The sequence below is a fragment of the Flagellimonas oceanensis genome, assembly GCF_003992595.1.
GTDB classification, from domain to species: Bacteria; Bacteroidota; Bacteroidia; order Flavobacteriales; family Flavobacteriaceae; genus Flagellimonas; species Flagellimonas oceanensis.
In genome coordinates this window covers 112,685-127,313 of sequence record NZ_RZNA01000044.1, presented here as the reverse complement: position 1 = coordinate 127,313, position 14,629 = coordinate 112,685, and the positions used below count along the sequence as shown (strand labels likewise).

The 14,629-nt window shown below is 43.9% G+C and carries 7 protein-coding genes; 1 reads left to right on the top strand and 6 read right to left on the bottom strand.

The window, feature by feature from the left end; genetic code table 11:
* Window positions 1-8 precede the first annotated feature (8 nt).
* From EO132_RS12365 to EO132_RS12340, 6 genes are all read right to left on the bottom strand, one after another.
* Window positions 9-2,252: a glycoside hydrolase family 3 C-terminal domain-containing protein gene (locus EO132_RS12365; protein ID WP_127138154.1), complete on the bottom strand. Its 2,244-nt coding sequence runs from the start codon at window positions 2,250-2,252 to the stop codon at window positions 9-11.
* Between the two features lie 5 nt (window positions 2,253-2,257).
* Window positions 2,258-4,258, bottom strand: coding sequence for a glycoside hydrolase family 97 protein (locus EO132_RS12360; RefSeq protein WP_127138153.1), 2,001 nt, complete (start codon window positions 4,256-4,258; stop codon window positions 2,258-2,260).
* Window positions 4,259-4,442: 184 nt separating this feature from the next.
* Window positions 4,443-6,338 (bottom strand): hypothetical protein, encoded by a 1,896-nt coding sequence (locus EO132_RS12355; protein WP_127138152.1) that lies wholly within the window; start codon window positions 6,336-6,338, stop codon window positions 4,443-4,445.
* Between the two features lie 23 nt (window positions 6,339-6,361).
* Window positions 6,362-7,987: a RagB/SusD family nutrient uptake outer membrane protein gene (locus tag EO132_RS12350; protein WP_127138151.1), complete on the bottom strand. Its 1,626-nt coding sequence runs from the start codon at window positions 7,985-7,987 to the stop codon at window positions 6,362-6,364.
* Window positions 7,988-7,997: 10 nt separating this feature from the next.
* A complete protein-coding gene (locus EO132_RS12345) occupies window positions 7,998-11,111 on the bottom strand; it encodes a SusC/RagA family TonB-linked outer membrane protein (protein WP_127138150.1) in 3,114 nt (1,037 codons plus the stop codon).
* 453 nt (window positions 11,112-11,564) lie between these two features.
* On the bottom strand, window positions 11,565-12,692 hold the full coding sequence (locus EO132_RS12340) for a helix-turn-helix domain-containing protein (RefSeq protein WP_127138149.1): 1,128 nt from the start codon (window positions 12,690-12,692) through the stop codon (window positions 11,565-11,567).
* A gap of 355 nt (window positions 12,693-13,047) precedes the next feature.
* On the opposite strand from EO132_RS12340, the gene EO132_RS12335 reads away from it, so the two are divergent.
* Window positions 13,048-14,625: a M61 family metallopeptidase gene (locus EO132_RS12335; protein ID WP_127138148.1), complete on the top strand. Its 1,578-nt coding sequence runs from the start codon at window positions 13,048-13,050 to the stop codon at window positions 14,623-14,625.
* Window positions 14,626-14,629: the final 4 nt, after the last annotated feature.

Sequence of the window (14,629 nt, the reverse complement as noted above, 5' to 3'; positions counted from 1 at the left end):
ATATTTATTTAGTTAATGGTGATTTTTATGTTGGATAATATGTTTCTGGATGAATTACCAACTTTGATGTGGTAATCGCCCTTTTCCACTTCCCAACTATTGTTTGCTACATTATAATAGCCCAACTCCTTGATTGGAATAGGGATAGAAATTGTTTTGGTTTCTCCTGATTTCAGTTCTGCTTTTCCAAAGCCTTTTAGTTCTTTATTGGCTCTTTCCACAGTTGAGTTTGGTTTGGAAACATACACTTGGACCGTTTCCTTACCAGTTATGTTTCCTATGTTTTTTACATTGACATCGATTTTTATCATCTCATCTTCCTGATAGGTGGCTTTATCGGTCTGGACATCCAAGAATTCAAATTCCGTATAGGAAAGTCCATACCCAAACGGATACAAGGGCTCTATTTCCTTGGTGTCGAACCATCGATAGCCCACCAAGATCCCTTCTTTATAGACCACGGTGCTATCGCCCGGAAAGGCATCAATGGCGTGAGCGGGAGAATCCTCCAATTTTTTGGGCATGGTCCAAGGTAATTTACCCGATGGATTTACATCCCCGAGCAATACATCGGCCAAGGCATTTCCACCTTCGGAACCATTGAACCAGCTCCACACGAGAGCTGATGATTTTTCACTGATCTGTTCCAGGTCAAAGGGGGCTCCAGCAATCATGACCACGATGGTGTTAGGGTTGGCTACCATAACTTTTTCAATCAATGCTTCCTGACCAAAAGGTAGTGCCAAACTGGCCCTGTCCGAAGCTTCCGTTTCATAATCACGGTTCGATCCTGCAAAAATGATGGCTACATCCGAATTTTTGGCCGCATTTACCGCCTCCTCCACCAACATGGGGTCGAGTTCGTCCAAAGTCACGGGACCGTTCAGCGTGATATCGCCTAATTTCGCCTTCTCGTTTTCGGAATAGCCTTCACGGTATCCTTCGGCATAATTGATCTGTACTGATTCGGGCAAGCGGTTTTTGAGTCCTTCTAGGGGTGTTACTTCCCTTTTGGTCTTGACCCCTGCTCCAAATCCGCCCAATGCATTTTTCTTAGTGGCGTTGTTTCCTATTACGGCCACGCTTTTGATATTGTCCAGGTTTATGGGCAAAAGACCACCGTCGTTTTTCAACAGTACAATGGATTCTGAAGCGATGTCATAAGCATCCTGAAAATGTTTCTCGGTGCTCAATTCCCCTTTTTTACGTCCTTCATCATCAATGGCCTTTATAGTGAACATGACCTGAAGCACACGCTTGACCGCTCGATCCACATACCTTTCCTCTATTTTTCCTTCCTTCACGGCCTTGATCAATGCATCGGCAAAGTAGAATTCATCGAAAGGTTTTGGTGTTCCCATTTCAATATCCGTACCGCTCTCCAATGCTTTTTTTGTATCGTGTACAGCAGCCCAATCGGAGACAACGATTCCATCAAACCCCCATTGGTCGCGCAACACGGTTTGAAGCATATACTCGTTCTCACAGAGGTAATCCCCCCTGAACTTGTTATAGGCTCCCATAAAACCGTAGGCTTGTCCTTCCGTCACGGCCGCTTTAAAGGCTGGAAGATAAATTTCCCTGAGGGTTCGCTCATCTATTTGAACATCAACATAATCGCGATGGGTTTCCTGATTGTTCGCTGCATAATGTTTTTCACTGACGGCAACATCATTTTCCTGTACACCGACCACAAAAGGAACGGTCATTTTTTTGTTCAAAAAAGGGTCTTCGGTAAAATACTCGTAGGTTCTACCGCCCAAAGGGGTTCGAATGATGTTTATTGCGGGAGAGAGAAGCATGTCCTTATCCCTAGCGCGGGCTTCCGCGCCTACACTGTTCCCAAAACGATATGCCATTTCCGGGTTCCAGGTCGCGGCCAATCCACCCCCTGCTGGATAATAGGTGGCAAAATCATTGTCCCAACCCGCTGGGGCCCAAGAATCACGGGAAATCTCTTCCCGCACCCCCAAAGGCCCATCGGCCATGGTAAACTCAGGAATGCCCAATCGTTCTACTGCAGCGGTGGCAAACATACTGCTGCCATGCAACATGCCTACTTTTTCCTCCAAGGTCATTTGGGCAATCAGGCTATCGATTTTTTCATCGTACTGCATGGATACCGGTGTTCCTTGATAGGACTCTTCCATGGCAAGGTCCATTTCTCCCTTGTTCACGGCTCCCTCCCTCTTACAGGATATCCCGATAATGGCCACAAAGGCCAAAGCTGTGGATATCGGTTTATTTTTCATGATTCCTATAATTTTTTGAAACGTATGGCAGTACCTCCCCCTGCAGCAAGATGAATCCCCAAGGTGTCTTTTGAAGAAACCTCTTGTTTGGAAATACCAACTTTTTCAGGGCTGTTCTCTAAATCGGTGCCCTCGGCATCCGCATAAATCTGTGCTTCGTATGGTCCATCGGAAAGAAAGGAAAGCTCGATTTCAAAATCCCTTGCTTCCTCATTGGTAATACTGCCCAAATACCAATCTTCGGAATTCAAATCTTTCCTAACGGTTGTAATGTATTCTCCTATTTCCCCATTGATCACTTTGGTGGTTTCCCAATCCGTGGGTACATCCGCAAGAAACGGGAATGCTGGATGACCAATATAATTTTCTGGCAAATCGGCCAACATTTGAATTGGGGAATACAACACCACGTACAACGCCAATTGTTTGGCGGCCGTTGTATTAACCCGTCTATTATTGAATCCCTTGGTTTCCATAATATCCAATACACCGGGTGTAAAATCCATTGGACCGGACAGCATTCTGGTAAATGGTAAAATAACGGTAAAGCTTGGTGGATTCCCTTCGCTCCAAGCGTTGTATTCTTGTCCTCGGGCCCCTTCCCTAGCCATCATATTGGGGTAGGTTCTACGTTCTCCCGTATCCTTGATGGGTTCGTGAAAGTTTACCGTCAATTCATATTCAGCGGCCTTTTCCAACACCCAGCGATAATATTCCACTCCAAATTGGCTTCCGTGCCATTCCTTCATGTTGAGTTTATCGCCCACTTGTCCAATTTTGATATCATGGATACCTAAATCTTTGTACAACTGCATCCCGGCATCAATCTGTTTTTTGTAGTTGATGATATTGGAACCTGTTTCGTGATAGCCAATGATGTTCACACCTTTTTCCCTACCGTAATCCACAACTTTTTGGTAATCAAAATCAGGGGTTGACTCTGTAAAACTGAACTCGTGCATTCTATTTTCGTACCAGGCCGGGGTCCATCCTTTGTTCCAGCCTTCAATCAACATATGATGTATGCCCAATTCATGGGTTCTATCAATGTCCGCGATTGCATTCTCCGTGGTGGCCCCATGCTTGGGACCTTCCCAAAAGGTGTATTTGCTAATGTGCATGCCCCACCAAATCCCTGTGTATTTGTAGGTTTCTATATAACTTAGGTCCTCCAACTTATTGGGTTCATTAAGATTCAATATCAGTGAGGACTCTATAAGTTCTCCAGGTTTTTCCCCAATTTGAAGCGTTCTCCAGGGTGTTTGGAAACTGTTGACGGTACGTACTTTTACGCCATCGCTCCATGGCATCAAATCGAGATCCAATTGAGTGCCTTCTTTTTTGGCCACGGTATAGCTGGCAAAGTTTTTCAGGTCAGCTTCATGAAGACTTAGGTACAATCCATCATCACTTTTGATGGTAAAAGGTGTGTGGACGGTATCAATCTCACTGAGCTTGGTCTTGGTAAACAAATGCTCGTAGCGATTCGCTTTGTATGCGGGAATCCACCAAGCCTCTCCATCATTTGTGAGGTTGAACTCCGTCAACTCGTTCATGATGAAAATACTGTCCTTGACTCCTTGTTCTGGAAATACATATCGAAATGCCACGCCATCATCAAAGGCACGGAATTCGATATTCAACTTTCGCTTGGTATCTGCCTTTTCCTGCAATTGGACAGTGAGTTGATTGTAATTGTTCTCTACCAAATGCTTTTCCCCCCAAACCTGTTCCCAGGTTTCATTAAAGGATGAGCGCTCTATATTGACCACTTCCAGATTGTGGCTCAAGGAATCGTTTTCCTTGAGAACAAAACCCAAAGCTGAGGGTTCCACCACTTTTTTATCTCCGTGGCCCACACTATACGATGGACTTGTTTCCGATAATTCAAAAACAATTTTATTGGTGCCATTTGGGGAAGCCAATTCGTATGAAATATTCTTTGGTTCCTGTTTGCATGCAAAAAGGGAAGCCAGGGCGATGTAAATTGCTATTCGTTTATTCATGATAAATTTTTTCATCATTCATTGAAATCATGCTCATGAACTGGGAACCATGTCCCAGCAACAAGCTATAGTGATTTTTTTGAAGGGAATGTTTTATGTGCGATTAAAAGCAAGGAGCAGATTTTTGCCTTTCCTGCTCCTTGCCACTAAACTAACTAACTCTATCTATAAAGATTTTTTTCAACTAATCGAACATATAAACACTGTCTATGGTGGCCGTTACCGCATTCATATCAGCAATATCAGTACCCATACCAACGATATCAATCACAAATACCACATTACCCTCCACTGCGGAATCAGGGTCGAAAGTCACTGTGTAAGTACCATCACCTGTGACATTAATCGTTTCTCCGTTACCATTAGGACTCCAATCGGCATCTGCATAATAGACGGATGCATCATAGTTTCCTGCCAGGCCGGTGCCACTTAATGTAAATGTCACTTCCACTCGATCGCCAAACATCAATTCACTGGTATCCAATGGTGGATTTGCTGCAGTACTTCCGAAATCATTGTACAGCTCTATTCGCAAATTTCCATTCATTTCAAGGTCACCGTAGTCAATCAATGAATTATCAACGACTACTTCCGTTCCTCCCGGAGGTGTTACGTTGCCACCTCCTCCACCGGAAACATTATTGTTGATGATATAATGGAAGGATAACCATTCGTCATTGTCCGGGTTGTAACTTGTTCCAAACCATAGCCCAAAGCTTTCAAAATCATCCGGGACAGCTTTTACCACGGTAAGGGTACTTGTGGTAGGGCTCAACCAACTTCCTTCGCTTTGTATCAGGGTTCCACCATCACTCAAGGTTATCGTGGCATAATCACCCGATTCCGATTGATCGATGGTAAACGTACCTGAACTCTCTACACCATTTTCATTTTTAAAATAATTCTGGGTGCCTCCGTATTGGTCAAAACGTATATATGAATTTTCCGCTGTAGCGGTCCAGTCGTCATTCCATCCCCAGTTGTAGGAGCTGGAAGCATCCGTGGTCCAACCGATTCCTCCTATTATCCAATCCACGGGGTTTCCAGTCCCATCCAATTTCCAATATCTTCCTGCCGCAGGACCTCCAGTAAGGATTTGAAGCAGTTCCCCCTCTTCGAAAGTTGGCTGGAAACCTTCATCTGGCTCTGGCTCTTCTGGCTCAGGAGGCGTCCAATTATCCGCATACTCCTTGGAGATGAAGTTATAGGAAAGCAAGGCTGGGTCTCCGCAGCCTCGAATTACTCCAAGTTGCATATAATCCTCTGTCAGGGAAAGTACCACAATATTGTTCCAATCCTCAACGCAATCCTCGTAAGCGGAATCATGTATGATGGTTGCCCCACTTGTGGTTAAGGTATGATTGTCCTTATCCAAGTAATAGGTTCCCGATTGTGAACCATATTCCGGTTGCATCAAATGTTCAACGGTCAAGTAAGGTCCTCCTTCCAAACTGAAGGTCATTTCTCCAAAATCACCAGGTCCAGAAAAACCCCATCCTTGGATTCCACCTAGATCGGGAGACCAGTTCCAGCAGTCTTCCCCGTAGCATCCTCCATCAAAAGTGGCAAAGGGTTCGCCTTCCTGTAACCAACCATTGTCAGTTCCAAAAAAGAACATAGGACCGGTAAAATATTTGGACTGCCCATTCTCATCCACATCCAAGACCCATGTTTTAGAGTTACCAGGACCCCCAGAAAGCATTATCCAAAGGGGATCACTGACATAACTCAAATTGTCATCGGTAACGGATACATTCACTGGATCGGCATCCACTAAACCACCATCGGTAACGGCTGTAAACTGGATTGTGTAATCACCGGCAAATGCATATTGAATGGTATCGTGCACTTTATATGATTTTCCTGTTCCATAATCCCAGACCGCTGTGGTACCTGGGGTATTGTTGGTTACGATTACCGTATTCCCTCCCGGGTCGATGTCGTAATCTTGAACGATTGAAAACTGAAGTTGTTCCACTGCAGGTTTATCCTCCAGTTCATATTCGTCCTCACACGAATAAGCTCCGAACAGGAGAACCCCTATGAGGCTTATCTTTAATATATAATCAATTGTCTTCATTGCAGTTAATTTTTATAGTTTGATTACCATCCTGGATTTTGGGTCAATACTCCATCCGATAATGTGATTTGTGTGTTAGGAATTTGTGATAATCCTTGTGTCTCTTGAATTTGTGAGGCACTGATCTGTTTGTTAGTTTCCACATTTCCGCTCAAAACGGTTGTGTTCTCCGCTATTTCATTGGCAGCGACGCCAATTCCTTGTCTTAGCAGATCCCAATAACGGATACCTTCCAAGGCAAACTCCTTGTGACGCTCTATCATAATGTTATTCGGGGTTGCTGACAGGGACGAGAAGTTATCTCCGTAGGCACGTTGCCTCACTTGATCAAAATAGGCCTGGGCACTTGCACTACCGAGCTCGGCCGCCATCAGCAGTACATCGGCGTAACGGATTACCGTATAATCCTGGAATTGTCCAATCTGGAAGTTTGTCGCTCCCAGTAGTTCCGCGGCACTGTTTAGGTTTCCTTCCTCGTCATACGCACTCATAGGGGTGTATTTTTTGTTCGTATACCCGGTGTATTCACGCTGATCCAACAAAAGGTCACTTCCAAAATCTATTTCTTCTTCCTCGATGGAAATTACCGAAGCATCACGTCTGGTATCGTTTTCATCATAAAGGTTGTACAGTTTCGGATTTACTGTAATACCCCATCCCCTTCCATAAGGGAAGTGGTCCAAGTTTCTAAGCCCGAACATGACCATCCAATGGTTACCGTCCGTATTGCCATTATAATCACTTGTGAAAGTATATTTGACTGAAAAGACCACCTCGGGGTTATCCTCACCTGCATAGGTAGTACCGCTTTCCGTGGTTGAGGCAGCAGGCCACAAATCCTTGAACTCTGGCACCAAACTATGTCCGCTTCCTTGGATTACGTCTTCCAAATGTTCCAAAGCTTGGGCTTGTGATACCATTCCGACCAAATTGGATTGTCCGTAGTATCCCGTATAGAACAGATAGACGCGGGCCAAAAGTGATTTGGCCGCCCATCGGGTCACTCGACCATTGGGTACCGTATCATAGGATATATCAGGCATATTATTTGCTGCATAAACCAAATCCTCGGCAATTACGGCATAAACCTCCTCGGCTGATGATCTTGGCAGATTCTCGGAAGAGGGCTCAGTCAACAAAGGAATACCTCCCCATAGACGTGCCATTTCAAAATATAGGTATGCACGAATAAAACGAGCTTCACCAAGATATTGGTTACGCGTGTCTTCATTTCCTGTCCAATCCACTTGATCTATTCTGTTGATGAGCACGTTACATCTATGAATTGCCCCGTAATAGGAAACCCATGTATCGTTGAACAAATTGCTATAACTCGGTGCTCTGCTACCGTCAAATTCATCAATGGCCTGATAATTATAACCATCGGCATTGCCCACGCCACCAAAACAATCATCGCTCATTACCTCTGAGGCGGCGTAAAAACTCACTCCGCTGTCCCCTGAGGTCCCGGTTGCCACTTGCAGACCATCATAGCATCCAATGAGGGCGGTATAAATTTGGTTTTCTGTGGAATAAAAACTTTCATCCGTTAGCTCTGTGATGGGCTCGGTATTTAAAAAATCCTCCCCGCAACTACTCAATTGAAGCAGTCCCAAAACTATGGCGGTATATTTTAATATATTTTTCATTTCCTCTTTTTTAAAATTTTACATTCAATCCCATCATATATGTCCTAGGTCTTGGGTAGTACCCCACATCAACTCCTGAAGAGAAGTTGTAATCGTCCGTGGAAATTCCGTATCCCACTTCTGGATCCATTCCAGAGTATTTGGTAAATGTATATAGGTTCTGTACTGTGAAATAGAGTCTGAACTGACTGAACAAAAAGTCCTTCTTCATGGATTTGACCAAATCGTAACCCAAGGTCACATTACTGATTCGGAAAAAGTCACCGTCCTCAACGTAGTAATCGGAGAACTCGGAAAAGTTCCTACCATCCAAGGTTATCCTAGGCACTGTATTGGAGGTACCTTCCCCATGCCAGCGATCCAAAAACTCAGCTGACCAGTTTTGCACTTGGGACCCAGGGTCTCTGTACACTTGTACAATCTGATTGCCACCAACTCCGTTGGTCTGTACAAAAAAGTCGAAACCCTTGTAGTCGGCGTTAAAAGAAAGACCGTAGGTCCAATTTGGGTTGGGGTCTCCAATATCGGTTTTGTCAGCTTCACTGATTTGTCCGTCGCCGGTTATGTCCACATATTTGATGTCACCCGGGGATGCATCTGGCTGTACACCGTAGGCATCGATTTCCTCTTGATTCTGGAATACCCCTGCTGTTTGATACCCCCAAAAATACCCAAGGGCATGCCCATCTTCGGCACGGTAAAATTCTGGGGAGTTGTTCCAAATTTGATTGGGTTCCCCGTGGACGATTCCATCTTCTGTAGGTATCTCACCCACGTTATTTTCGTTGAAAGCACCGTTCAATGTGAAACCATAATTAAAGTCATCTCCAATGGAGTCACTGAAATTAAGGGATAGCTCCACCCCTTTATTGGTAACATCCCCACCGTTTATCCAAGGGCCTTCAGCTCCTGCCGTTGCCAATACGGGTGCTTGAATAAGCCAATCCTTGGTGGTTTTATGGTAATAATCGAACCCTATGTTCAATTTGTAATCAAACAGCCTTGCGTCAAAACCTAAATCCAACTGTTCGGATGTTTCCCATTGTAAATCGGGATTTGCCAAACGACTTGGGTAAGCACCATTGACCAATGCATCGGCACCTTCCTCGTTGCCAAATATATAGTTGACATTGTTGAAGGATACAGGCGCCAAATACTGAAAGTTCCCTACGTTTTGGTTACCCACTTGTCCCCAACTGGCTCGTAATTTGAACTGATTCAGCCAATCACCTCTGTTTTCCATAAAGGATTCGTTCGTAACGACCCATCCAGCGGAAAAGGATGGAAAGTATCCCCAGCGGTTACCACTGGCAAATTGTGAAGTACCGTCTGCCCTAAAGGTAGCATTCAACAAGTATTTTTCCTTGAAGTTGTATTGCAGCCTTCCAAAATAGGACATCCTTTTTATGATCACATTTGGACCTCCATTCAAGCTCATCTGGGCACCATCGGTATTGGTGGCATTGCTCAACCATGCGTGTTTCAAATCATCGAACACCAATTGACTATTGGAACCATTCATCCAAGAACCATCGTGCTTGAACGATGATGTACCCAACATAGCCTCAAAGTTATGGGCCTCGCCCAAATCAAAGGAATAGGTCAAAATATTGTCCCAAATCAATGTCTTCCCTTGACTTTGACTTTGATAAACTTCACTGAACAATCGTTGTGAATTGGCAGACAAAGCGTATATGGGACTGAAAGAGTGTCCCTGATTAGCATAGTAATCGATACCAAGGCTGGACCTGAAACTCAGGTTCTCGGCCAGTGCAAAATCAAAATAGACATTCCCCAACAGCTTTTGGCTTGAATTTTCATTCTGGTTGCTATATACCATTGCGGCATAAGGGTTGGTCTGGTTCTGAAGCCAGGGATCTGTCTGTCCAACAGTGCTAAAATAATTTCCGTTGGCATCATATACTGGCAGCAATGGATTTGCTTGGAACGCCTCTCTCAGAGAGTTGTTGTAGGTGTTTCCTACGGCTATACCATTATTATTGGTCCATGCCAAACTGAGGTTCTCACCAAAAGTGATGATGTCCTCGTAGAGTTTATGTTCAGAATTGAAGCGGAAATTATAACGTTCGTAGTAAGAGAGGTCCTTTCCCCCTACGATTCCCTCTTGGTTGAGATAGGATATGGAAGAGGAATAGGTGGATTTTTCACTACCCCCTGTTATCCCAATCACATAGTTTTCCGTATAGGCATTTTGGAAGGCCTCGTCCAACCAATTGGTACCGTCTTGCGCCACATTGATTTCCTCTTCAGAAAAAAACCGGGGCTGAGCGGAATTGATGGCCGACTCATTCAAAATGGTCATGTACTCACGGGCATTCAACAAATCGTGTTCCTTGGCCAAGGTCTGTACACCATAAAAGGAGTCGAAGGTAATTTGCGACCTTCCGGATTTTCCCTTTTTGGTGGTTACCAAAATAACCCCATTGGATGCCTGTGCACCATATATGGCAGCTGAAGCGGCATCTTTCAGTACCGAGATATTTTCGATGTCGGCATTGTTGAGGTAGGTAATGTCCCCTGTTTGGACACCATCCACAATATATAATGGTGAGTTGTTACCGGTCGACCCTAAACCCCGAATGTTTACATTGATGCCCCCGCCAGGTTGACCCGTGGTCGAGGTAATCTGTACACCCGCGGCCTGTCCTTGCAAGGCCTGCAAGGCATTGGTGGTGTTTTGTTTCTCCAGTGACTCTCCCTCAACCTGAAGGTTGGCCCCCGTGACCAATTCTTTCTTTTGCACTCCGTATCCGATCACAACGACCTCACTGAGCTGCTCCAGACTTTCCTCTAGACGGACATTGATGACCGAACTGTCCCCTACGGGAATTTCCTGGGTGTTAAAACCGATGTAACTGAATACCAAAACAGCATCCTCAGGGACACTCAGGGTATAGTTACCATCAAAATCCGTTGAAGTTCCTATTGAGGTGTCCTTCGCGAAAACAGATACTCCGGGAATCGGTGTTCCGTTCTGTACATCTGTGACTGTACCGCTTACCTCTACTTCTTGGGAAAACCCATAGGAAACGGAAAGAAACAAAAACAAGATAGTGGCATACCATTTATGACACCGCCTATCCTTAAAATTCAGAATAAACATGGAAGATAGTTTAATATAGTTAATAATTAGTTATGCATTCAATAGTTAGATTGCAATGCGGCAATGTCCCGTGCTAAGGATCAGAGCTGATTATCAACAAAATGCCGTTTTCTTATTTTTCGACTAAAACCAATACTGATTATTGATTTTTCTTATTGATAATTTGCCATAAAATTAATTTTGAAGAGGATATTCCTTTTTACAAAAACTGAAATTCTTTTTACATAAATGTAAAAAACACACATTTATCCTGTACTGGGCCAATGTTCTGTTGAAAGTTGTTAAAATGGGGGCTCGCGGGGATGACAAATATCATCTTTATGGGCTAGGATGTACTTGATTGAGGAAGTTTTTACAACTTGCACCTATCGCACATATATCAAAAATGTGCTTGTTGGGTTGAAACTGCCCAACCCGGAAAGACTAAAGAAGGTTACTGAAAATGTTGGATCCTTATTGCACTTCGCCCTTATGGTCGTTTCTAAATTCCGATGGGCTGATGCCCAACTCTTTTTTGAAGACCCTATTGAAATGACTCTGGTTGTTGAATCCCACTTTGTACGCAATTTCCCCAATGTTCAAATCAGTCTGGGTCAAGAATCTTTTGGATTCATTGATTCTGATTTGATTGATATAGGTTTTAAAGTTACAGCCGAACTTCTCGTGAATGACATGTGTGATCCATCGGGTAGTGGTTCCTGTTTCTTTGGATACCACTTCGAGGGTTAGATCCCCGTTGTCATAATGTTCATTGATATATTCAATGCATTTCTCACCATTCCCTTCTTCCTTGTTATCAATTTTCAATGGGTTGTAGGTAACCATGACATTCTTTGTTTTCTTGGTACCGTACCTTAAAAAGTATAGGGCACCAAAACTCAACAGGATGTAGGCAACATATAACAGAACGAGGAAGACATATAATGTGTTGTTGTTCCTGGAGAAGGCTATTGCATATATTTTCAAGGTTTTCCGGTTACCCGCTTTTGATGAATAGGCGGAACCCAAATTCATATGCAGTATTTTCCCTAAATCCGGACTGTTTTCCTTAGTTGCTGATATATGGTGTTGATCTTCCCACCAGTCGGGGTGCTGAAATTGATCAATGGGGATATGGTACACCTGTGCATGGTTTGAAATGTTCAGGTTTGCATTGAAGAGTCTTTCGTCAATGCTGTCCACTTCATCATCCACCAATGGTGGAGTATACAGGGAAATACCTATTCTGTCGACATTTTCCCCCAACACCTTTACATCCAATTGATTGTACTTTCTCACATCGATATATCCATCTTCCGTCGGGATGATGTCCAATCCAACATAAGGGCTTTGGAAACCGTCCTTAAGCACAAAATCCAGTTTTATAATGGAGTCGGAAACCTCATAGCCCGTTACCTGTGAATTTCCCCCATTGGGTTCATCCGTATAGTGCTCAATGGAATAATTCCCTGTATTGGGAAAGATGACCTTCTCCCCTATACTGGAAAAATAAACCAATATGCCGATAAGGGCGGCCGTTACCAATGCCAACGGCCAAATGAAATATTTGGACCTGAATATGTTAACGGCTTTGTTTTCCAAATTCCATGAATTGATTTGTTGTTTTTAATGATACTAAAATAAATCATTAATTAAAAAACACACCCTATTCCGGTAGGACACTTTTTTGGTAGGCATCGATTTTGGACGCAAAATACACACTTAACTCTCTGACCAATAACAGGTTTTAAAGTTCCTTGACCACTTTTTCCTAATTTTTTACGGTTATGATTCTTTCAATTCCATAAAACATCCCTTCACATGGGCCTTTTCCGTATTTAAACTTTTAGCAATTTAGGTGGGTTCAAATGAGAAATCGACACCAGAAACCATGCATTTTTAAAGGATTTAAAGGCAATTATGGATTATATTTACAAGGTAAATCAACCTAAAAACAATGAACCGACGTCTGACCGTTTTCCTGTTCCAAAACATCTTTTTCCCTTTGGCCTTAATTGCCCAAGCCCCCGTTCCTTCTTTTGGATACGAGGTATCGGTGCCAAACCCTGATAGCCACGCCTACCATGTTTCCCTAGAGCTAAGGAACTGGCCAACGGATACGGTGGACTTACGGTTGCCCAATTGGATGCCGGGCTATTACCAAATGATGGATTATTACAAGGGCGTACGGAATTTCGAAGTTCTTTCCGGGCAAGCTTTGGACGACTCCAAGCCAATGACATGGACACTGAGTGGTGTGAAGGGACAGAAAATACAAGTGGCATACGATATTTTCACGGATCGCACCTTTGTGGCAAACAGCTATGTGGATGCGGATAGGGCCTATATCATCCCTGTCAACTCCTTTTTGTATGTGGATGGTTATATGAACGTCCCGATAACGGTCACAGTAAAAAAATCGAACGGATGGAGCGATGTGGCCACGGGACTAGAACTTGTATCCGAGAACGCCCAAGAAGCCGTTTTCAAGTCCACTGATTTTGATTCGTTCCTCGATTCCCCACTTTTGATGGGCAATTTAAAGAAGCTCCCTGATTTTGAGGTCAATGGTATCAACCATAGGTTCTGGGGTTATAAGATGGGTGAATTCGATGAGGGAAAGTTGGTAAAAGACCTACAATCCGCAATAAAAGTGGCTTCCGGAATCATCGATCACATTCCTTACAATGAGTATACCTTTATCGGAATTGGTCCCGGACGCGGCGGAATCGAGCATTTGAACAGTTCCACCGTAAGCTTCAATGGCGACCAGTTGCAATCACCTCAGGGGTATCTGGGCATGATAAACTTTTTGTCCCATGAATATTTTCACCACTACAATGTAAAACGCATAAGACCTTTCGAACTTGGTCCATTCGATTATCAAAATGGAAGCAAGACCACCCAATTATGGATCAGTGAGGGACTTACCTCATACTATGCCCGTATCATGGTACGCCGTGCTGGAATCTCCTCGGAATCCGATTTCCTTAAAGGGGTCGCCTCTGGCATCACACAGTTTGAGAACAACCCGGGAAAGGAATACCAATCCCTTATCGAGTCCAGTTTTGAAACCTGGCACGAAGGACCTTTTGGCAAAAGTGGCAAAGACCCCAATAAAAGCATTTCCTATTATGTAAAAGGGCCCGTTGTCGGTCTTTTGATGGACTTTGGAATCAGGGAGGCCACCAATAATGAAAAATCCCTGGATGATGTAATGCGCGAATTATACCATAAATACTACTTGGGATTGGGAAGAGGGTTTACTGATGCCGAGTTCAGGACTGTATGTACCGATATGGCCGGAACCCCTTTGACCGAACTGTTTCAATACATATACACCCCGAAACCCTTGGATTATGACACTTATTTGGGATATGCGGGCTTGAAATTGGTCAAGGAGCAGCAAACCAGATCCTTTAAAGATCGTGATGGAAACCCCATTGAAAAATCGATGGATGCTTACTCCCTTGTGCCCATTGAGAATCCCTCTGCTTCCCAAAAGGCCATTTTGGATTCTTGGATAGGGAGATAGGCCA

Coding starts and splice junctions, on each gene's coding strand:
- EO132_RS12345 (WP_127138150.1), bottom strand. CDS start 11,111: ATGTTTATTCTGAATTTTAAGGATAGGCGGTGTCATAAATGGTATGCC.
- EO132_RS12365 (WP_127138154.1), bottom strand. CDS start 2,252: ATGAAAAATAAACCGATATCCACAGCTTTGGCCTTTGTGGCCATTATC.
- EO132_RS12350 (WP_127138151.1), bottom strand. CDS start 7,987: ATGAAAAATATATTAAAATATACCGCCATAGTTTTGGGACTGCTTCAA.
- EO132_RS12355 (WP_127138152.1), bottom strand. CDS start 6,338: ATGAAGACAATTGATTATATATTAAAGATAAGCCTCATAGGGGTTCTC.
- EO132_RS12335 (WP_127138148.1), top strand. CDS start 13,048: ATGAACCGACGTCTGACCGTTTTCCTGTTCCAAAACATCTTTTTCCCT.
- EO132_RS12360 (WP_127138153.1), bottom strand. CDS start 4,258: ATGAATAAACGAATAGCAATTTACATCGCCCTGGCTTCCCTTTTTGCA.